General features: G+C 32.6%; 22 protein-coding genes. 2 read left to right on the top strand and 20 right to left on the bottom strand.

Features of this window, described 5'->3' with window-relative positions; translation table 11 throughout:
* Window positions 1-39 precede the first annotated feature (39 nt).
* The 13 genes from I580_RS08110 to I580_RS08055 form a co-directional block, all read right to left on the bottom strand.
* Window positions 40-264 carry a hypothetical protein gene (locus tag I580_RS08110; RefSeq protein ID WP_010771474.1) on the bottom strand — a complete coding sequence of 75 codons (225 nt, stop codon included), beginning with the start codon at window positions 262-264 and terminating at the stop codon, window positions 40-42.
* Window positions 265-272: 8 nt separating this feature from the next.
* Window positions 273-590: a hypothetical protein gene (locus I580_RS08105; protein ID WP_010771473.1), complete on the bottom strand. Its 318-nt coding sequence runs from the start codon at window positions 588-590 to the stop codon at window positions 273-275.
* A complete protein-coding gene (locus I580_RS08100; RefSeq protein WP_010771472.1) occupies window positions 590-1,696 on the bottom strand; it encodes a WxLIP family cell surface protein in 1,107 nt (368 codons plus the stop codon). The genes I580_RS08105 and I580_RS08100 overlap by 1 nt, the downstream gene beginning before the upstream one ends.
* A 26-nt stretch (window positions 1,697-1,722) precedes the next feature.
* Window positions 1,723-2,211, bottom strand: a complete 489-nt coding sequence (locus tag I580_RS08095) for a hypothetical protein (protein WP_245558638.1) — start codon at window positions 2,209-2,211, stop codon at window positions 1,723-1,725.
* Between the two features lie 275 nt (window positions 2,212-2,486).
* The gene (locus I580_RS08090; RefSeq protein ID WP_010771470.1) at window positions 2,487-3,233 is read right to left on the bottom strand and encodes a winged helix-turn-helix domain-containing protein; all 747 of its coding nucleotides are present in this window, start codon (window positions 3,231-3,233) and stop codon (window positions 2,487-2,489) included.
* Between the two features lie 272 nt (window positions 3,234-3,505).
* Window positions 3,506-4,597, bottom strand: coding sequence for a tyrosine-type recombinase/integrase (locus I580_RS08085; protein ID WP_010771469.1), 1,092 nt, complete (start codon window positions 4,595-4,597; stop codon window positions 3,506-3,508).
* Window positions 4,598-5,480: 883 nt separating this feature from the next.
* Window positions 5,481-6,002 (bottom strand): GNAT family N-acetyltransferase, encoded by a 522-nt coding sequence (locus tag I580_RS08080; protein ID WP_010771468.1) that lies wholly within the window; start codon window positions 6,000-6,002, stop codon window positions 5,481-5,483.
* Between the two features lie 180 nt (window positions 6,003-6,182).
* Window positions 6,183-6,674 (bottom strand): hypothetical protein, encoded by a 492-nt coding sequence (locus tag I580_RS08075; protein WP_010771467.1) that lies wholly within the window; start codon window positions 6,672-6,674, stop codon window positions 6,183-6,185.
* Between the two features lie 243 nt (window positions 6,675-6,917).
* Entirely contained in the window at window positions 6,918-7,343 is a 426-nt protein-coding gene (locus I580_RS08070) for an SRPBCC family protein (protein ID WP_010771466.1), read from the bottom strand.
* Window positions 7,344-7,778: 435 nt separating this feature from the next.
* Window positions 7,779-7,859 carry a hypothetical protein gene (locus I580_RS17450; protein WP_390621155.1) on the bottom strand — a complete coding sequence of 27 codons (81 nt, stop codon included), beginning with the start codon at window positions 7,857-7,859 and terminating at the stop codon, window positions 7,779-7,781.
* 20 nt (window positions 7,860-7,879) lie between these two features.
* Window positions 7,880-8,377 carry a hypothetical protein gene (locus I580_RS08065; RefSeq protein ID WP_143141676.1) on the bottom strand — a complete coding sequence of 166 codons (498 nt, stop codon included), beginning with the start codon at window positions 8,375-8,377 and terminating at the stop codon, window positions 7,880-7,882.
* A 114-nt stretch (window positions 8,378-8,491) separates the two neighbouring features.
* A complete protein-coding gene (locus I580_RS08060) occupies window positions 8,492-8,962 on the bottom strand; it encodes a hypothetical protein (protein WP_010771464.1) in 471 nt (156 codons plus the stop codon).
* 182 nt (window positions 8,963-9,144) lie between these two features.
* Window positions 9,145-9,474, bottom strand: coding sequence for a hypothetical protein (locus I580_RS08055; protein WP_034860185.1), 330 nt, complete (start codon window positions 9,472-9,474; stop codon window positions 9,145-9,147).
* A gap of 1,620 nt (window positions 9,475-11,094) precedes the next feature.
* Between I580_RS08055 and I580_RS08050 the strand changes: the two genes are divergently transcribed.
* Window positions 11,095-11,388 (top strand): hypothetical protein, encoded by a 294-nt coding sequence (locus I580_RS08050; protein WP_010771462.1) that lies wholly within the window; start codon window positions 11,095-11,097, stop codon window positions 11,386-11,388.
* 62 nt (window positions 11,389-11,450) lie between these two features.
* Here I580_RS08050 and I580_RS08045 read toward each other — a convergent pair whose 3' ends face one another.
* The 7 genes from I580_RS08045 to I580_RS08015 all read right to left on the bottom strand — a co-directional run bounded on the left by I580_RS08045 (window position 11,451) and on the right by I580_RS08015 (window position 20,426).
* Window positions 11,451-12,416, bottom strand: coding sequence for a restriction endonuclease (locus I580_RS08045; RefSeq protein WP_010771461.1), 966 nt, complete (start codon window positions 12,414-12,416; stop codon window positions 11,451-11,453).
* A 55-nt stretch (window positions 12,417-12,471) separates the two neighbouring features.
* Entirely contained in the window at window positions 12,472-15,516 is a 3,045-nt protein-coding gene (locus I580_RS08040) for a type I restriction endonuclease subunit R (RefSeq protein WP_034860184.1), read from the bottom strand.
* Between the two features lie 12 nt (window positions 15,517-15,528).
* Window positions 15,529-16,791, bottom strand: coding sequence for a restriction endonuclease subunit S (locus I580_RS08035; RefSeq protein ID WP_010771459.1), 1,263 nt, complete (start codon window positions 16,789-16,791; stop codon window positions 15,529-15,531).
* Complete coding sequence (locus I580_RS08030) at window positions 16,784-18,568, bottom strand: type I restriction-modification system subunit M (RefSeq protein WP_010771458.1); 1,785 nt, start codon at window positions 18,566-18,568, stop codon at window positions 16,784-16,786. The genes I580_RS08035 and I580_RS08030 overlap by 8 nt, the downstream gene beginning before the upstream one ends.
* Before the next feature lie 392 nt (window positions 18,569-18,960).
* Window positions 18,961-19,323: a hypothetical protein gene (locus I580_RS08025; protein WP_010771457.1), complete on the bottom strand. Its 363-nt coding sequence runs from the start codon at window positions 19,321-19,323 to the stop codon at window positions 18,961-18,963.
* Window positions 19,324-19,334: 11 nt separating this feature from the next.
* Window positions 19,335-20,099 (bottom strand): hypothetical protein, encoded by a 765-nt coding sequence (locus tag I580_RS08020; RefSeq protein ID WP_010771456.1) that lies wholly within the window; start codon window positions 20,097-20,099, stop codon window positions 19,335-19,337.
* A 21-nt stretch (window positions 20,100-20,120) separates the two neighbouring features.
* Window positions 20,121-20,426, bottom strand: a complete 306-nt coding sequence (locus I580_RS08015) for a hypothetical protein (RefSeq protein WP_034860182.1) — start codon at window positions 20,424-20,426, stop codon at window positions 20,121-20,123.
* A gap of 172 nt (window positions 20,427-20,598) precedes the next feature.
* On the opposite strand from I580_RS08015, the gene I580_RS08010 reads away from it, so the two are divergent.
* Window positions 20,599-21,039: a hypothetical protein gene (locus I580_RS08010; RefSeq protein WP_010771454.1), complete on the top strand. Its 441-nt coding sequence runs from the start codon at window positions 20,599-20,601 to the stop codon at window positions 21,037-21,039.
* Window position 21,040 lies beyond the last annotated feature (1 nt).

The raw sequence follows: 21,040 nt of genomic DNA, 5'->3' as shown, positions 1-21,040 counted from the left end.
GCTATAAATTGTTCACAGAATAATACATTTCTAGCGTTGTTACCCGATTAATTTTATTTGATCTTTTAATAAGATAAACAAATAAATAATCAATGCGACACTTACGATAGCTAGTGCCAATAAACTAAAATTGAACGCCAAGTCCTTTCTTTTTTTCCTTAATTTTCTGACTAAAAAGACATCTCTAGAAAGTGTTGCTAAAAAATACAACAACGAACTAGTTGCTACTCCGCCTAATATATAAACCCATAAATAATCTTTCATATTCCCTCCTACATCCTTATGTTATAGACTTTCCTTAAACTTACGACACCTAAAAATATGATTAAGCAGGCAACACCGAGTAATAACAATATAAACGAGGTCATCATTTGACCTAAATGGGGTAAAGCCCCATTTAGTGTAGGATCTGTAATCGGTTTTGTTTCATAGAGAGGTGGCTTTTGCTTATCCTGTTCGACAAACTGGTTGAACGAAATACCAGCTTCCGTTTCTTCTTGATCGGCAAAAGCGACAGTGACTTGATCAGCCACAACCAAAAAAGTACATATTCCCATCAGCAGTAACCAAATAAAGTAAGGCTTTTTCATCAGTGCTCACCTGCTTTTTTATGTTTTTTCTTCATTTTTTTCGTTTTGCTACCTTGCTTTTTTCGTTTGGCAATTTTGATTTTCTTCCATTCTTGCTCCCATTTTATTCTTCTAATAAGAGTCATGAACATAATCAATAATGCGAGTACCATTAAGAAAATAGTGGTTAATTTGATCCAATTTGGTGTGACAATTTTAAATGCTGTTTCTTCATTCATTTTTTTTGCTTGCTGATTAGTAATCGTGAAATCCTTGCTTAACTGCCATTCTTGATAATCATTTGATGCATCCAATCTCAAGGTATACGTCCCTGTTGGTAAATCTGCAATTCCCCAATCTATTTCAAAATCAAAAACACTGTTTGGCGCCATCGTGTAATTCTCTACAGATTTTCTTTTTACAGTTGCATCTGATCCTTTTTTTGTCATTGTTGCTACGATATTTAAATTTTCTAATACTTTCGGTTCAGGATTTTGTAAATTGGCTAACACCATTTTTTTCCCACGCTTGATCGATGCCTTCACTGAATTTAAATTCAGTGTTTGAGCATTATTAAATTCATCTCCCGTTTGTGAAGTAATCAACCCAACTCGATAGGCAAATTCCGTTGAAACACCGCTTTTTTCTTTTTGATCTTGATCTAAGGCAAACACCAAGGCACCCATTTTCACACCATCATAACTTTTTGGAGGAGGTGTTAATTGGATTTTCATCGTTTTTTCTTCATAATTGCCAATTGTCATACTCGGTGTTGGGATTTTAACCATTGACGTTACAGGTTCTTTTAATGTCTTATCGTAATAAGTTTTGTCATCACTGTACTCAATCGTTCCTCCATCCCCTGTAATTGCATTGGTTCCATAAATCTTTATGCGCACCTCCTCTTTTTTGGTACTTTTGATTCTTACTTCCAATGTTTGGGCTTCTCCAGGAGTTGTTTTCACATAGAAATAGCTTTTATTGGGATCTATTTGGGTATTTGATTGTACTAGGTTCACTGTGTATCCTAAATTATCCTTTTCGCTTACAGCACTGGCTTGCTCTGAAAAAAAAAATAATGAAAAAACACAGATCAACGCAGCATATAATAGATTCATTTTTTTCATGAATAAATGTCCTCCTAAATCCATTTTCATTTAATTATTTGCGTAAAAAATTCAACGTACCATTCCTTTTTTGGGTCCTTTTTTATACTGTCAACTAAACGATAACCCTTCCTTTCAAAATCATCTGCCCAATAGGTCAAAAATTCTTCGGTATATTTTTCCGCCTCTTCTTTTGTTTGGAAGCCTACTTCTATTTTGATTAATTCATTGTCTTCATATAACTCATCTTTTCCTTCATACAAATACTTTGTAATAACGTAAATGATATAAACAACAGTTAATGAAAAAATAAATACTAATAGAAATAACGGCCAAATAATCGTGTTTAACAGTGCGATTGCATTGATTCCAATAATAATCAAAAATAAAATCATTGAGTACTTCATTTCTTTTTGCCTAACCATCGATTGTTTGCTTTTGATATAAAACATCAGAATAAGCAGTAAATTTAAGGTCATTACTAAAAATGAAACAAATAAATATAGTAATACATCTTCTAAGTAATAATTCACCATAAACAATATCTGTATGACCAACTTGGCCTGTTTATCAACGTAGAATATACTCTCCTTATAAAACCTTGAAAAAAGAATAAAATTAGTGATCCATCCAACCAAAAGTACAATTTCACAGAAATAATAATTTCTATACTTTTCATAATATTTCTTTTTATCTTTCACAACTTTTGCCATCCATTTCTTTGCATAATTACTCTGGTTACCCAGATTCTGCTCTCAATAATACTTATCGCTAGCTCGAATTTTCTTGGAAATTATCCATAAAATAAGGATTATAAAACCATTTCCTTTGTATTCTCGAAAAAGTCTTTCTCATTTTCTGAACAGCTAAGAATGTATCCTTTAGTCCGCACGATTTCAATTTCAAAATAACTTTGTTCTTTTAGTTTATTTCTAATACTAAAAATAAAATTAGCCACTCTATACTTTCCTATAGTTGTATCAGTTAAATCCCCATAGATCTCTTTATTGATTTCATGATAAGTGACGACATTTCCCATATTTTTATACAATAATGAAACGATTTTGAATTCTTTTCTTGTTAGTGGTATGCTTTTGTTATGCACGACAAAACTTAGCTTTGATGAATCTAAAAAATTATCCTCAATTCTCTTTTTAACTGTTGTTTGATTTAATAAATGATTTTTATAATTGAGTGCATTTTTTACTACGATGCTCAATGTCTCAAAACCTTGATTCGATTGGAACACTTCTATTACTGAATTTTTGCTTAGATGAGGATAAAATTTGGTTAATTCTGTTTCTTCGTCTCCACAAAGTATCCAGATAAATAAGGAATATTCCTCTTGCAAATGAATCAACCATTGAAACACTTGGATGGAGTCAGAAGATTTTTCCAAATTAATGATCAACCCATCTAATACGCTCATTTGTTTCTTTTCTGTAATCTCGACCAATGAATAACTTGGGTCATTAAGAGCCTCTTTAATAAATAACCTTTTATTATTGTTCTGCTCAAAATCCGTTCCGATATGTAATAAACCAATTATATTTTCCATATACTCGTCCCTCCATTCTGATTTTTTATATTTGCTTCTTGTTTTATTAACAAATAGGATAAACCTCTTGAGACCCTTCCTAATGGCATTTAAAAGACTATACGACGGTAAATTTGACGGCGTAAATTATCCTATAATGTAACGCTATGCAAAAGTACCTACCTGTGAAAGTATACCTATCACCTGTTTCTTCATAAAAGGTTCGTTAATTGAAAAGCGAAACAAAGTCTCTCTCTTCCCAAATTACATAATTTTTTTGAAAAATAGATAGACTAACTTATTAATTTAATTGCTTTTCTCTTTTCTGACATAAATGAACTTAAATAAATATCTAAGGTCATTTTTGACGAATGATGCCCTAACAACGCACTAATAGTTGCTATGTTTACCCCTTTTTCTAGACACCGAGTAGCAAAACTATGTCTAAGTTGATGGAAGTGAATATTCGCAAACTTAAAACTTTGACAGATTTTTTTTAACCAAATCGATATCAGACGAGGTTCTGCCGGTTTCATTCCACCCAGTACAAAGGCGCCAGTACTTTTTAATTTTTGTTTTGTTAAAAGTTTACTCAAATTTTTAGAAAGCGGGATAACACGTTTCGAAGACATGCTTTTAGGTGTTCCCTCAATAATTTGCGTTTTTTTATTCTCATTGTTCATCGTTTGAATCCTCTGAACAGTCCGCTGTACAGTAATGATATTCGATGAAAAATCAACATCCTCCCACTTCAATCCAGCAATTTCACCGATTCTCATACCAGTTTCTAAGGCGATAACAATCGCCAATCCTTTAGGATGTGCAGCAGCTTGCTTCTTTAATTGCTTTTGTTCGTATGAGGTAATCGCGCTTACCTTATTTGGTGTTTTTTTAGGCAAAATCACATATTTACAAGGATTCTCTTTGATCAATCCTCTCTTTATTGCCCCAATAAAGCATGATGTCAGCACTTGATGAACGATTCGAACAGAATTTGGCGATAGATGCTGCTCTATCTTTTTTATCCAGCTATTCAAAATAGAGGTTGTGATAGATTGTAAAGGTATATCACCTAAAAATGGCTGGATATGTTTTGCCATCTTATTTGTATAGCCAGCAAAAGTACTAGGCTTCAACTGTGCTTCTACTTCTTTCAGCCAACAAGTCACCCATTCATTAAATGTCCCTTGATAGGCAACCGTTTTATACGCATAATTATGAGAATACAGCGCTTTCATTGTCAATAATTTTTCTTTCAGATCCAGATATTTTTTATTATATAGATAGCCATATATAGCACTCCCATCCTTTTTTCTTCCTTTTATATATCTCCCTTCCCAACGACCATCTTTTCTTTTATAAATGTTCTCTCCTTTTTTAACCATAAAACATTTCCTCCTTCGTTTTGACGGCAATTTGACGGCTTATAGATTCCACTCCACAACACCTATAAATAACTAGATATAAAATAGAATATATTGATTAAAAAACCAAAAAATATAAAAAAGTATTGACAATATAAGAAGTATATTCTATCATAAGCTATATAAAACAAGTACTATATACCATCAACCAACAATTACTTATTTGTTAATATAACAAGAAAATTCCAAAACAAAAACAAGTAAATTATAAAAGTTAAATAAAAAAAATCATCATATCCCTTTATACAGTTTTTTTCACAACAAATTCTAATGCGATTTCAACAAAAAATAACAACTGTTACTTAATTTAATAATTTCCTCATCTATCATTAGTTTCCCAGGTAAATAATCCCAATTCCTTCAAATCCTTTATGTATTTTTAGTTATATGATCTCTAAAAAAATGTTCTTTTTTGTTACACTCATTAGGCACTATTTTATCCATGCATTAGGTGTAGTCTTGAACTCCTAAAAATGTTAACTGGAAAATAATCGTCTTAATAGAGAACGCCTATAGCATGAACTTAACCTATATTAATGGTCCTAACTGTAGTAGTAGACTTGAATTCTTAGTTGGAGATGACGAACTATACTCAGTAAAATACAAAAAATCCGATATAAAAAAACGAGTAACAGGAAGGTTCGTCCCCCTAGTTACTCGCTTATTAATTCTAAACCTTTTAGATTTGGGTGTATTCAAAAATTGACGCTACTTTTCAAAATCTATCTTTTTTGAAAGTCTCCCTGCTCTACTTTATTCAACTATTATATTTTTCAATTTAGTAGACAGATTGAATACTACAAAAATATTTCTAGCATTTATCATTTACCCTTCTACTAGGATACTAAACATTCAATAACTCCTTCTTCATGATCAAATCGATTTGTTCATCCTCGCCCATATAAAAAGAATGCTCTCCTACCTGAGTAAAACCCATCTTATGATAAAATTTCATCGCAGCAAAGTTACGTTCCCAAACACCTAACCAAATAGAAGACTTGTTTAACTCTTTTGCTCGTTCTATCGCTTTTTTATAAAGCATCTTACCAAGACCCAATCTCTTAAAATTCAAATCGATATAAATCCGTTCGATTTCAAGTGCATCGTTCTCCATCTTTTCAGTTTGTGCATCATCAATATTTATTTTTAAGTATCCTGCAACTTCTTTATTAGAATAAATAAAATAAAATTCTGATTGTTTATTTTGAAGCTCACTGGTTAGTTTTTCATCCGTATACGCTTGATCAAGATAATTTTTTAAATCTTCGGGAGTATTGTCTTTTGCAAAGGTATCCGTGAATGTTTTGATACTTAATGCTTTCAATTCCGCTAGGTCTTCTAAGCGGATTTTTTTGATTTCTATCATTAGTTTTCCTTCTTTCTAGCCTTCAATCACTCAATCAAAATAAAGGATAAACAAACCGCATAAAAAGCCAGAACTCAACGTTCTGGCTAGAATCCTTTACAAAAAATAAGTTACTTGATTTCCTCTTACAGAATGTCATCAAGAGTATATTTTTAATCCATTATATTACTGATGTCGCTTTTACGCACCAGCTTCATAGATTTCAATTGTTTTACTGATTGTGGACAGGGTCTTATTTGCACCCGAATACGGCATACTATCATAAGTATAGTTGAATGTAACATGAAAAACATTGTATTTATCGAAATTAAATGTACCATTAGCATTTAGCGCCTCTTTTTCAGAAACATCGACAAAGGTACGTAACGTATCATCATACCCCTTATAAGAAATTTCTAATTCAGAAAAATCGACTTGGTCACCAGCTCTATTTTTCACGCTTTTCACAACATCTTTTGGTTTAAGAACCGATACCCACTCACCATCATCATGACTTCTTACATGTGATACTTCTGAATATAACTCAATACTTGCTTGATCAAGCGTATCGTATATCATCTCTCCATTATCTCCTACAGTGATCCAACCACTAGCATAAGCGTAGAAACCTCCAAACGTGATCCCTCCGATTAAAAGCATACCACACAACATTGCCCTTACCTTTTTTTTCATTTTGTACTCTCCTTTATAATCTTTTTACTATTTTAGTTTAACAAACCGATACAGAATTTAACAGTTTTTTTAGAAAAATCATATAAAAACAAGCATATTTCTATTATTTTAGACAAATTCATAGAATCAACTTCTATACCTTCTTGTTGATTTTCGTCACTTTAATAGTATAATCATAAAAAAGAGTAGAATAAGAATCAGTTTTGCTGACTATTATTCTACTCTTTTTTACTGTCTTTTTGATTACTCATTGCTTAATTTTATCAATTCCGTTCCTGCTTTATCCCATAATTCATTCATCATATCATAATAGTCATCATCCATCGCAACATCCACGAACATTTTCGTTTGGTTACCTATCGCTTCAAATAGATAGTGCTCAAGCATCTCCGAAAATCCAGGTACTTCCACATACTTACCATCTGTAACCTCTCCTAAGAAGGCAAATTTAATTTCTTTTTCTGGTTCAAAAACGACCACTTTAGAAACCAAACCATTCCCTGTCTCATCAACAAATGAAATCGTTTCGTTCAATTTCATCTCACCAGAATAGGTTGACCCTTCTTGAAATGCGTCAGCCCATTTTTCATATTTGCTACGATCAACGACAAGCTGCCAAGCTTTTTCTGGAGTACAATTAAGCAAGAATTCTTTTTTGATGTGTTTCATTGGAAATCCTCCTTTTGCATCTTTTTGTTGAGACTTTTTAGTATATTAGTCTGTATAAAGTATACCATGTAAGCGGGCTCAACATAGTATTATACGTACTGCTGTATATTCTCTATTTCAATTTTTGATACTCTGATTTGGTTTAAAACCAGAAAGCTAAGGTAATGTTGGATCACACTTATTACTTATATTTTGTAGTATAATTTTTTTATAGTTTTTTCTTTTAACTTAGACTAGCTCTCATAAGGAATTATGTTGTTTGATCTTTTGAGAGCATCTCAAAGGATATGGCAAAAAAATTTGTTGTATGCTATAATTACAAGTGATAAGAGAGATATGCGCTAACATATCTTCTCCTATGTAGAGCCGTTTAAGACGGTAGCGAGTTTTTTAGGTCATGAAATAACCAGTTAACCTGCTAAAGTTAATGACTGGTTATTTCTTTTTGTCGTTTTTAAGCAATTCCAAAACTAAACGAATTAAAGCGATGATAAAAGTAACAACGCTTAGGATCAACGTTAGATACAGTATTTATTTTATACTGCCTTCCCATAAATTGCAGTTGCTTCACTTCCATTCAAAGTTTGCGGTATTGTTGAATAGTTCATATATCTAGCATCATAACCCCATCCATCTGCTAACACAATAAAATTATGCGTGGCATTCCCTTTTTTTCCTGTCATAGTCCCCTGAACAAAAACTGTATGACCATTCACTTGACCCTTTTTATTTTTTACCCAGTATGAATAGGCAACAGCTCGTTTATTTTTTATATCTGTTTGCAAAGAAATAAAGGTAGGCGATTTTCTAGTGTTGTAACTTAAATTTATTTTTTTCTTCTCTCTAGCAAAATTTACTATAGTTGAGCCTATTTTATTAGTCGGTGTTGTTCCATACTGAATAAGAGAACCTTTCAAAATCCCTTCTCGTCTTGCTCCATCATTCGTTGTACCTGATAAAGCCCAGATTCTGTTATAAGCACCTTTTAATTCATCGTTTTTCCAATCATCAAAAAGCCTCAAAGAACTTGCCATTGTCGTCATTGCTTGTACAGAACAAGCATACTTACCAGTTAAACTTTCTATTCTTTGTTCAGAAATCGCATTAAAAAAACTTAAATAATTTTGAGATGTAATCGAATACTCAGTTCAAGGATAGTTTCTTAATACATGTCCAGTATGTTCATAAGTTGCAGTTGTTGAATAGTTTTCATTTTCTTCTACCAACTTTTCAGCAGTGTCGGCTATTTCTTCTTCATATTCTGAAAATTCTTCAACTGTCATATCCTTACCATTGCTATTGATTACTTCTTCCTCTAAAACTACATTGTATTCTGTTGGTATTGTTTCTACGATTACCTGTTCGTTTTCTGGAATCGAATCAACAGTATTTGATCTTTTCAACATCTGAGTATAAAAATCAAGAACTCCTTCGCCCAGATTGAATTCAGCAATATAATCACCCTCCAAGCGTAAATCAATGATTACATACCCATGCTCCTTATTTTGACATTCAAAACCAACATCGTAACCCGTAATTTCCTCCTCTATATTTTTAATTGGAGTAATCGAATTTACGGATAAGTTTTTCTCTGGAAGTGTACTTTCAGCAAAATCCAACGCAATTCTGGCAATAACTTCATCTGTTACGTCAACTTTATTTTCAGTAATTTCTTCTGTATTTTCATCATTAAAATAAGTTGAAGCGTGTGATGTAATCCATTACCAACCATGGAAAACAGTATCATACATGTAACCGCCAAATTTTTTAACAACTCTTAATTTTTTCATTTTTTTCCTTCCTAATTAATATCTTGTGGATTTTCAATATAAAGACTATTGTTCCTAACTGGTATATCTTCACGTAATCTGATAGAAATTGTTTCACCAACTGTATACTTTTCAACCTCTTTCTTTCTCGATTCATCGGTTGGATTTGTCGGGTCATCTGAGCTATGATCAATCACAGTTTTAGAAAAATCTAACGTTAAATCTTCTGATTCAGTTATTTGTGCTAGCTGGGTATTTGTGACTTCTAGTTCTATTTTCATTTTGTCAATCTCTACCTTTTTTACTACTCCAGAAATTATTCTTGGTGGTATCGTGTTAGCATATCCTTCATCGCTACTCACCGTTTGCTCCTCCTCTCTAGCCTTCCTTTCATTAGTTAAGATTAGAAATAGACAGACGATACATATTGAAATTATTACAATTACTTTCTTCCAGTTCATTTTACTTTCTCCTTTATCGCCATCATCCTACCTTAAATAGCTTTTGAAATAAAATAGTTTACTAATTATAATAATTAATAATAATGAGTACAAGATTAAAATTAACTTCATTTTTACTCATTTAGTCAAAGTTATATTTTTATGGCCGTTGCTAATTAATTATTGCGATTTTTTTATAAAGAATTAGAAAATTTTTTTTGTTATTTTTCCTTATATATACAGGGAACGATTTTAAGTGTTATTTAATGGTATTTGTAAGAAAAATTATGTTGCGTGTTCGTATTCTTTTCGGATATACTTAAGAGGTAGAATAGAACGAGGGAAACATCTTCCCTTCGGTCGCCAAGTATTGCGCATCATCAGCTCTTCAAGTAATCGTTGTGATGTGCAACAAAAAAACAGTTCATAGTGACATGAACTGTTCAAATCTAAATATAAAAATAAATTGGCACTTCAACGTCCGGCAGCAACCAGACAATTGAAGCCTTGTAAAGACAGCGAACACTGCCCAAACAAGTTGCCAATAGTGCTAGCAACATGTACTAGCTTCTTTCATTGTACCCAAAGTGTGCCTATTTTTCTATAGGTTTCTTGGATTCTCTTTGGGTTATACTGAAAAAGTGGTAGATGATTCTTTGGGACTATTGTAAACGATATTGGGTGATGTTACCTGATATCGTTTTTTCTATTCTACAACTTTAATGAAAGGAGGTTTCCTTCAAAGTAAAACAAACAATCAATGATAGATATAAAATCAAGGAGAGAACGTTCACTTCGTTCACCTTGTACTTTGCATCATCCACTCTGTTCTTTGGTCAGTTGTGGTTATGCAAAACAAAAAGGCACTTCATCATCTGACAGCAATCACATGATGAAGCCTTGCATAGACAGCGAACACTATCTATACAAGTTGCCAATTGCTAGCACAAAAGCACTAGCTCTTTTTATTGTACCTAATTTTACTGGGATTTTCTAGTCTGTCTGGAAACTTTTGGTTGGGATTTTGTATTTTATGGAGGGATTGGGCTTTATCTAGGAGATTGATGACGGTATTGGTGGTCATGTTAGGATGATAAAAAGTTATAAGACACATTGAACATTTGATTAAATACAAAGGGAGCAACGACTGTTTTACAGTCCTTGTACTTTTCATCATCAAATCACTACGTTCTTTGTGATTCAAAGCAGCTTTTTCTCACTGATTACTACAATAGCGTTTTTTGTTTTGCTTTGAGAAGAAAGTGATAGGGACATCATGAGGCTTAGAAAAATCATACACAAGTCGTTTTTATCACTGGTTTGTTTAACAGTTGCCTGAGTCAATATGCAGATAAATGAGTTACGTATATGGGGCGTTGGATGCTGTTGTTCAGCACTTCGTGTTATCTAGCTATGTGGGCTAGCTCTTCGGAAAAAAGATAAAAATGGAGTGAGGTAAAGAGCACCTCAATCAATTTTTCCTATTTTTCTGTCAGAGCTAAACGAGCCCACTACGCTTTTAAAATAGGGAGGAAATGGGTTATGAAAAAAGAAGGTCAGAGTTTAAAAATGATTCCTTATCAGGATATTACGGATTTGCAGCATACATTGGATCGGTTGCAGTCTTGGGAAGAGCCGCTTGCTGTGTTGGATCATTTTTTTCAGTTTCGGAAAGGGCCGATTAATAAGAAGCAAGTTGTGAAGGAGTATTATGCTTGTGGGCATTTGTTTCATGCTTTTTTTGAGGAGTTTTTGAGGTTGATGGCGATTGAGGAGGTGAAGGTGAGGAAGTTGGATGGGGAGAGGAAGGTTTCGAGTGAAGTTTTGAGGAAGTGACGTGTTTATAAAAAAATAAACTAGGTTCACTTCGTTGAGTGTTCCTAGTTTATAATATGCGATTATTCAAAATCAAAATAGTCACTATCTATTTTGAAAACTTTATACGTTTTGGCCGTTTCAACACCGACTTGATAATCAATCATTAAATCAGTTAGTTGAATTCCATCAATTAAAACAATACCTTGATTTTTGGCAAATTCCATCGCACTTTTTGAGAATTTAGAAGTTGTAATAAATACGCCTCTATCAGCATTGACACCAGCTAATGCACCATAAAATGATTGAATATCATTCCGTTGAACCACATTTGTTTCTTTATATCGTTTTGCTTGTATATAAACGGTACTTGTTCCAAGTGGATCTTGATTAATAACGCCATCAATTCCACCGTCATTCGATTTACTCGTTACTTTAGCTGTCCCATTTTCACCACTGTATCCCATAGCCACAAGTAAATCCACAACTAAACGTTCAAAGAAATAGGGATCGCTGTTTCTAATTTTGCTTAGTAATTCAGTAGCTACTTCATTGTTCAAGGTTGTCGCTAATTCATCAATCTTTTTCCGTGGATTGATTTCATCATCTTCTTCTAATAGTTCGTCAGTTTCATTTAATCCAGCAAGTTTATTACGTTCATTCATTTCTTGCATGTACTTAATATAGGCTGGCTGTTTTTTCAATATTTTTTTATTAAGTTGATCACCGTATTCGTTTAACAAAGCTATTCCTGAATCCGTAATTTGATAAATCCCTCTATTTGGTCTTGCTACGGCATCCGCTTTAAATAAATCACTTAGAGCAAAACTAAAACGATTAATCAATACACCATCACTATTTGGGTACTTTGGGTATTTTATATTCCGAATTTCATCTGGAATCTTTAAAAACTGAATTACTTTTTTGCTAATGGTTGACGTGGTCGTTTCTTCTCCATTTTCAAGCACTTTCAAAATGTAGGGAATTAAAGAATCATACGTTGGTATGCCGTCTTTTGATTGTTTTAGTTTATTCCAATCAGTGTTCATGTTTTTACCTCTCAATGTCTTGATTTAGCAATAGATACTATTACTGAACATAATACTAAACAGTCGTTTTCAACGTTTTATATAAATCTTTTGCTAGTAATGAATAAACCAATCTATAATATGATTCATCTGAACCTAATAATTTTTCATAGGCTTTTTGATTATGCGAATATTCCGTCATAATTTTTTCTTGGAAAACATCAGGGAATAAAGAGCGTTCAAACATTTGAGCATCATTATTTTTAACCATATTTACTAATTTCTGATCTGGATCATTCGTAAATGAACGATATAAGTTTTCAAATAGAACACGATCACTATCGGTAAAATCATCAGGAAAACGTTCATTGATTCGATGGATAATCTCTTCTAGCGAATCACGGTCATCAGGCGGTTTGATTCCAGTATTGATTTCTTCTGGATTGGTAAGTCTACCACTTTCACTATCTTCAGCAATCAATGAGATTTCACCAGAAAAATTTTCTTGTAACTTATAATATTCTAGCTTCACTTTATCTTCAATTGACACTTTTTCTCGCTGTTCTTTTGGTATAAAGCTTAAAAGATAACTGACAAAAATGCTTTCTTCTAACAGCTCCATATCAAATGTACGATCCAGCTGAGAGATATAATTGTACCACTTAATAAAGCTTCTCATCGTTACTCTAAATTCATACTGAGTATCATTCAAAAGTTCCTCATAGCGATTAATCACAGGTTTGAAGACACTTGAAATTCGTCCTAAAAGTCTTTCATCTTGCTTTGTTTGTGCTTTTCGGACTAATACCATTACTTGGTTGATGTCTTCTTGACTATAAACATTATATTTTCTAAGCTTGCTTTGTGCGTCATAAATTAAATTAATATTGATATCATTTTCTAGCGTTGTTTCTTCGTAAAATGGCTGAAACGCATCTACTATTTCTTCTTCTGAATTTACAAAATCCAAAATAAATGTATCTTTCTTACCAAACATTGTACGATTTAAGCGAGACAAGGTTTGAACAGCTTTTACACCTTTCAAACGTTTGTCAACAAACATTGTATGCAGTAACGGTTCATCAAAACCAGTTTGATACTTTTCAGCGACAATGAGAATATTGAAATCTTCTGCATGAAAGGCTTCTTTTAATTGGCTTTCCTTAATTCGTTCGCCATCTTTAGTAACATTCATTTTTGATTCTGTATACTCTTCGCCATCATCCTCAACAGAATCTGAAAAGGCAACTAGCACATCTAAATCTGTATACCCTTTTTCTTCAATATAAGACTTAAACTCTTGCATATAACGAACAGCATGTAATCGAGAAGGTGTTACGACCATCGCTTTTGCTTTTCCACCAATCGCACTCTTTGTTACTGATCTGAACTGTTCAATCATGACTTCCGTTTTTTGACGTAAGACCCAAGGATGAAAGGATTGATAACGAGCAATTGCGCGCACGGCTTCTGTTTTAGGTAATTCTGGATTATCCTCAATTTCTTTGGCAATACGATAAGAAGTTTTATAAGTCATGTAGTTTTTTAATACATCAAGAATAAATCCTTCTTCGATCGCTTGGCGCATACTGTAAATATGAAATGGTTTAAATGTTTCATCTGCTTGCTTTGTCCCAAACATATTTAATGTTTCCCTTTTGGGTGTTGCTGTAAAGGCAAAAAAGCTTAAATTACTATGTTGACCTTGCGAAACCAATGTTTGGACTAATTTATCTTGCTCATCAGGTGTTCTATTCTCTATTTCTTCTTCGATTTCTTGGTATTCTTTTAATGTCGCTTCTTTATCAGCCAATGCGGTCTTAAGTTTTTTAGCACTGTCTCCAGTTTGGGAAGTGTGTGCTTCATCAACGATTACAGCAAAATTTTGTCCGCTAATTTCGTCTATATCCTGATAAATGATAGGAAATTTTTGAAGGGTAGTGATAATAATTTTTCTACCATCATTGATAGCATTTTTCAAATCTTGAGATGTTTTTTTATCATCGATTATTTCTACTTGTCCCACCTTATGGTCAAAACTCATGATCGTACTTTGTAGTTGTCTATCCAAGACAGTTCGATCCGTTACAATTATGGTTGAAGTAAAAATAGGTTGATCGTCATTGTCGTGAACATTGGCTAGATGATAGGCTAACCAAGCGATGCTATTTGATTTTCCTGAACCAGCACTATGTTGAATAAGATAATTTTTACCACTTTTGTTGATTTTTACATCTGCTATTAGCTTTCTAACAACATCTAATTGATGGTAACGAGGAAAGATTAATGTTTGTTTCGTAATTTCTCTCGTTCCTTGTTTTTCTTTTTTTATTTCTAAGTTCATGAACCGTTGGATAATATCCATCAAATTATCTCGTTGTAATACTTGCTCCCAAAGATAGGATGTTGGGTAACCATCATCATTTGCAGGATTTCCTTTTCCACCAACAATTCCAGGTCCGTTTGAGCCTTGGTTAAATGGCAAGAAGTAAGTCTTTTTACCAGATAAGCGAGTGGTCATATAGACATCAACATGATCAACTGCAAAGTAAACTAAGAATCTTCGATTAAAATTGAAAACAAGTTCTTTAGGATCGCGATCTTTTTGGAATTGAACTTTCGCATTTTCTACGGATTGACCTGTATATTGATTTTTCAATTCCAATGCTACTAAGGGAATACCGTTAACTGACAACACCATATCAATCGTATTATTATTGTTAGGACTGTACGCAAATTGTCTAGTACAGGTAAATATGTTTGCTTCATATTTTTCTTGTAGTGTATCGTTTAAGCCAGAAACTGGTTTAAATTGCGCTACTTTTAAATTAACACCACGATCTTTGATCCCATTACGCAAAACATGCAACATTCCATGAGTGCTGACTTCTTCTTCCAAACGCTTTAATAGTTTTTCTTTTGAATCTTCTCGATAAATCGTTTGGTACCTTGTCCATTTTTTCGGTTGTGTCTTTTCAATAAAGGTAATAAGCTTTTCTAGATCAATACCTTTAGAAGGATCAAAGTGAGAATCTCTGAACTTTTCTTTAATCCATCCACCGAATTTTGTTAGATGAGTTTCTATATCTTCTTCAAAACGAATTTCTTTATTTTCTACCAACAAACACACCTCCTAGACTTCTTTTTTTCCTGTTACATATTCGTAGATTAGTGATTTTTGATATTGTTTGTATTCAGAAATAATACTCATTTTTTCGTTAATTAATAAATCAATATTTTTTATTTTATTATCTAAAAATTCCACAATTCTATTTTGCTCTTCAATCGGTGGAACCAATAATAAAGTATTAGAAAACGTTTGATATTTAAAATCAGAAGATCTAACACGAATACCTTTTGCCATAGACTCAATATATCCAAATTCTGAATAAGAACGTAATAAGTAGGAATAGTAAACATTATTTACACTATCAGTTAATTTATCAAGAACTATATAAACAGGCGTTCCTTTACCATTGTCTTCCGAAACACCAATCGCCCCAGCAAAGGCATCCATAGAATGGATTACTAAATCTCCTTTATTTATACCTTGATAACCTATCTCTTTGATAGAATTAGTAAATCCATCTGTGCGTCTTTTTTTTCTTTGTACAACTTGTCCATCTCTAAAAGCTGTTATTGTTTCATCAACAACAATCTCTCTATCCATTTTCCTAAATAAATACTTTCCTTTTAAGATATTCCATGTTTTTGGATAAGAATCTATCCATGATATTTCACTTTTTTTCATTTCGATATCTTGTTTTAATCCTTTTGTAACAGACTCGGTTATTATTGATCTTTTATATTTTTTCAATTCACAAATTGATTGCTGTACATTATCAATCAACTTGCTAATTATATTAACTTTTGTTTCTATATATTTTCCAATTTTATTTTGTATATCTAGAGGAGGATATAAAAATGGCATCTTAGCAAATTGTTGTTTATTTAAGTTACTCCTTATGCCTGTACCATATTGCTTAAATAACTGATCACTTTCCATGAATCGAAAGTAAAAATAAGAATACATTGGATCTACTTTATCCGAGTGATAATCTGCTTCAATATATCCAGCTGATACTAATCCATCTATAGGTGCAATTCCTACTCGTCTATATGTTGCATCTTGCTCTAATCCCATAAAATTAAACACAAATTGGCCTTTAGGTATTATTTGATAAGTCGAATAATCTGCTGGGGATTCTCCTTTACCATCATACTTTTCTCGCTCAATAACTCCCGCATTACTTAAAGAAAGACGTGGAAATTTTTCTTCGTTTTCTCCTGCAATTCTTTTTCTGTTTCTAAAGCCTTGTTGAACTTTCCCCACGTACCAATCATTAGGTATATCCCCAATCCATTCCACCTCAGAATTTTTCATTTCCCTAGTCAATGTTTGAAACATCCTTTCCAGACAAATTTTCAAAACTAGCAACAATAGAAGCTTCTAACTTTTTTATTCGTTCCGCAATCAATTCTGATGGCTCTGGTACAGTATATTTATAGAATAAACGCGTAAACGGAATTTCATACCCGATTTTATCCTTCTTACGATCTATCCAAGCATCTGGATTAAAAGGCAATACTTCACGCTCAAAATAAACTTGTATATCTTCTTTCAAAGGAATATCTTCTGTATCACGCAAACTTACATCCGCAATTGGTTTTCCTTTTTTTAGAATCAAGTTACCAAACTCATCTTTTTGAGGCGTTTCAACGGTAACTTTGGTAAAGCCAAATTCTTCATTTTCAAAAATTTTAGATTCAACTACTTTGTCGTTTAGATAATATTCTTTATTCTCAAATTCTCCATAAGCTTGTTCTATCATTTCACGACATTTTTCTGAAATATCTACCCGTTTATTCCCAATATTTTTCCGACGTTTTTCAAACATTTTAGCTGCATCAATTAACTGTACTTTTCCTTGACGCTCCGCTACTTTATTTTTAGTAATAATCCAAATATACGTAGAAATTCCTGTATTATAAAAAGAATCATTTGGTAACTGAACTATCGCTTCTAACCAATCATTTTCAATCACATATTGACGAATCATGCTTTCTCCACTACCAGCATTTCCAGAAAATAAAGCCGAACCATTATGAATAATTGCCATTCTTCCAGTTTCTTTCAACTTAGAAATACCATTTAATTGAAACAACAACTGGCCATCACTAATTTTAGGTAGTCCGACACCAAAACGTCCAATTTCTCCCATATCATGTTCCGCTTGAACTGCATTTTTATCTTTTTTCCAATCAATTCCAAAAGGCGGGTTTGAAATACAATAGTCAAAGGTATACCCTACAAATTGGTCATTTGATAATGTACTACCTAATCCCATATTATCAGGATTTCCACCACGAATCATTGTATCAGATTTTGCAATGGCAAATGTTTCAGGATTCAATTCCTGTCCAAAAGTTATTACTTCTGCACTTTTATTAAAATCATGAATCCGCTCTGACATCGCACTTAGCATTTGAGACGTTCCCATCGTTTGGTCATACACCGTTTTTACTACGTTTTCACCTGAGAGGGCTTCTTTATCTTCATTTAAAAGTAAATCAGTCATCAAATATATAATATCTCTACTCGTAAAGTGAGCCCCAGCTTCTTCGTTATAACTTTCAGAAAACTTACGAACTAACTCTTCGAATATGTACCCCATATCTGTACTCGTCACTTTATCTGCGCCTAAATACGATTCCTTTTTATTAAATTCTTGGATCACATAAAACAACGCATCATTATCCGCCATTGTTGAAATTTCAATATCAAATTTGAAGTTTGCTAAAATATCTTGCATATTCTCAGAAAATCCATTCAAATAAACTCGAAAATTATCTTCAATATTATCTGGATCTGCTAGTAATTTATCAAAATTAAAATCACTTGTATTGTAAAATGAATAACCTGAAGCTTTTTGTAAAAATTTATCTTTCATCTGATCGTTCATTGCTTTTGTTTCTTCTACCGTTTGAAGAACCTTTGCTCTAGTTGGTAATAATGTATCATGTAATCTTTTGATCACTGTCATTGGTAAGATCACTTTCCCGTATTCATGAGGCTTGTACAGTCCTCTTAAAATATCTGCCACATTCCAGATTAAATTTGCTTGTTTTTGTACATTATTTGAAGTCTGTAAATTACGGTTCAATTCATTCATTTTCTATTTATTCCTTCCTGTTTTACACAAATTATCAACTATAGTATACCAATTTTTCAGAAAAAAAGATAAATTATTTACATATAAGAGGATTATTCTTCAAATTTAATGGCAAAAAGCCATTTTCTAAAATGCAAAAATCAAAATAGGGGAAATTTAAAAAAATCAAAGCAAGTTTTTCACTACTTGTTTTGATGTTCTTTAATGCTATTTTATTCTATACATGGTTTCTAAATATGGGGTAGTTCTTGGTATATTCATTTTTTTGTTCGCTCAAGTTCCTGTATTTACATCAATATGCTTCTTTCTTACCGTATAATGCTTTGGTCACAATGTTTCGGATAAACTGATTAGTAAAATTCTAGATCACTAGTCCAAGCATTTTACTTCCCTTAATAAATATCAACTCTTGAAATATCAACTTCTATATAATCATTTTGTTTAATATCCTTAGGAATATCACCCTCAGATAAATCTATTTTAAATCCACCTATTTGTAGAATTTTTCTTTCCTTATCTACAAGTTGACCTTGAATATGATAACCATTATTTTCCTTACCTATTTCATATTCTTTATTGAAACTTTTAACAATATCTCTAACATTAAATCCGTATAAGGTATCTAAAAATACATCACCTTCTGATATATTACAATCACTACAAAAACTTTCTATAGAATACATTCCATCAAAAAGTAAAACGTCCGCCTCTCCTGAGTCTTCATCTATCCAGTTAACTTTTTTTACAATAACCATCTTATCTCCTCCTATGGTTTCAAACCCAAACTAGGTGCTTTTTTGGCTAGCTCTTTTACAGATTTCGAATGTAAAATGGTTATATTTTCCGTTGCTCTATCCAATCCCATAAATACATACTTAACACTTCCTTCACCACCAATAAGCGTAATGTAACCGTTCATTTCGGAAACAAATTGTCCTTCCTTAATTACATGATTTGCATCATTTAAATAATCGACTACTGTATAATTATTTTTGTTTAAAGCCTGTTTAATTTCGGTGCCGTGTTTTGAAAAATGAATTTCTAATTTCACTGCATTTCCAAATTTAAGACCTCTCCCCTTCTCCACTATCTTAACCCGTTCACCAGATTTTTCCAAATACCTTAACATATCCAACTCTTTGGCAGTTAACTTCACACCCTCTAACAAGTGATCCCCTTTTTTCATCAACTTCACCGCTTTAATAACATCCTTAACTTTATCAACCGGCGTAACTGCTAAAATAAGAAAAATACTAGACTTCACTTTTTGCCCAGTACTTGATCCATCCTCAAACAAAACTTCCACATCATCCAAATTAAGAAACATTTTTATCGTTTTAGGTCCAAGCTTCATCAATATTTCCCAATCTTGTTTCCCTAACAACTTATTATAATCAAGTGTTCGTCCTTCATTAAGTTTTTCATTTTTATAAATCGCAAACTGTTTTCCATCTTGATTTTCATGAATCACAACGATCTCATAGCGTTCTTCTTTATTCTTCTCATTAAATGCTTGAATGTTTTTAAACATGTCTTCGTCTTTCCATGAAATTTACTTATAAGCATTGACACCACCAACAAAATTGCAAGCGTTTCCCAATACCGTTAAACCTTGTTCAAACAAAGAAATCACTGTTTGAACCTCTGAAAAATCACTTCCGTGTGTGGCTTCAAAGGTTTGATACTTTTCTAAAATCTCGATCTCTCTCGCTTTTCCAAGCATACTTCGTTCCATGAAAAACTTATTGATAAACGGTACATTTTCAAAAGCTTTCGCCGCTGCTTCCATCAAAATATCATTCTCAGCTTGTAGGCTTCTTAATTCTGATTTTAATCGTTCTAAATGATCTGTATCCAACTGATTTTCAGTTGCACCGACTTCAGATGTAAAAGCAGAGACATATTCAGTTGTTGAATCATCGACTTCATATCTTATCTACGTACGAATTTTTGTATTGACACCAGAATAAAACACGCTTATTGTTAATAATGCAATACATAAATTTAGAAAATCATTAAGGAGATCTCATTTGAAAAAATACTTATTATTAATCCCATTACTAATTATATTGGCTGCTTGCCATCATAATGAACATGCTAGCGTATCAAACAATAATAATTCTCTAGATGTTACTTTATCGTATAGAGAAGAAGCAAAAAACTCATTAGAAATACTGATAACAAACAATGCAGACTCACCTATATACATTGACACCCCAAACACAACGATAGAAATCTACAAAGATGGACATTGGAAAAATAATGATGGTGACGAAATCAAAGGCTCTGCTGCCATTGGCATGGACCTTGAGGTTCCTGCTAATTCTACAATACCTGATATCATGCCTATTGATATTTCCAAATTACATGTAAGAGAAAAATACAGATTGCATTATACTTATTTTAAAAATCCTATTGAACGTGATAAGCCAATCGATGTATTTCATGAATTTGAAAAAAGCAGCCACTAAC

This window comes from Enterococcus caccae ATCC BAA-1240 (assembly GCF_000407145.1).
Lineage (GTDB): Bacteria > Bacillota > Bacilli > Lactobacillales > Enterococcaceae > Enterococcus_L > Enterococcus_L caccae.
The sequence above is the reverse complement of the archived record's forward strand: the minus strand, read 5'-3'. Positions and strand labels throughout refer to the sequence as shown.

Coding starts and splice junctions, on each gene's coding strand:
- I580_RS08110 (WP_010771474.1), bottom strand. CDS start 264: ATGAAAGATTATTTATGGGTTTATATATTAGGCGGAGTAGCAACTAGT.
- I580_RS08105 (WP_010771473.1), bottom strand. CDS start 590: ATGAAAAAGCCTTACTTTATTTGGTTACTGCTGATGGGAATATGTACT.
- I580_RS08100 (WP_010771472.1), bottom strand. CDS start 1,696: ATGAAAAAAATGAATCTATTATATGCTGCGTTGATCTGTGTTTTTTCA.
- I580_RS08095 (WP_245558638.1), bottom strand. CDS start 2,211: ATGGTGAATTATTACTTAGAAGATGTATTACTATATTTATTTGTTTCA.
- I580_RS08090 (WP_010771470.1), bottom strand. CDS start 3,233: ATGGAAAATATAATTGGTTTATTACATATCGGAACGGATTTTGAGCAG.
- I580_RS08085 (WP_010771469.1), bottom strand. CDS start 4,597: ATGGTTAAAAAAGGAGAGAACATTTATAAAAGAAAAGATGGTCGTTGG.
- I580_RS08080 (WP_010771468.1), bottom strand. CDS start 6,002: ATGATAGAAATCAAAAAAATCCGCTTAGAAGACCTAGCGGAATTGAAA.
- I580_RS08075 (WP_010771467.1), bottom strand. CDS start 6,674: ATGAAAAAAAAGGTAAGGGCAATGTTGTGTGGTATGCTTTTAATCGGA.
- I580_RS08070 (WP_010771466.1), bottom strand. CDS start 7,343: ATGAAACACATCAAAAAAGAATTCTTGCTTAATTGTACTCCAGAAAAA.
- I580_RS08065 (WP_143141676.1), bottom strand. CDS start 8,377: ATGGCAAGTTCTTTGAGGCTTTTTGATGATTGGAAAAACGATGAATTA.
- I580_RS08050 (WP_010771462.1), top strand. CDS start 11,095: ATGAAAAAAGAAGGTCAGAGTTTAAAAATGATTCCTTATCAGGATATT.
- I580_RS08045 (WP_010771461.1), bottom strand. CDS start 12,416: ATGAACACTGATTGGAATAAACTAAAACAATCAAAAGACGGCATACCA.
- I580_RS08030 (WP_010771458.1), bottom strand. CDS start 18,568: ATGAATGAATTGAACCGTAATTTACAGACTTCAAATAATGTACAAAAA.
- I580_RS08025 (WP_010771457.1), bottom strand. CDS start 19,323: ATGGTTATTGTAAAAAAAGTTAACTGGATAGATGAAGACTCAGGAGAG.
- I580_RS08020 (WP_010771456.1), bottom strand. CDS start 20,099: ATGTTTAAAAACATTCAAGCATTTAATGAGAAGAATAAAGAAGAACGC.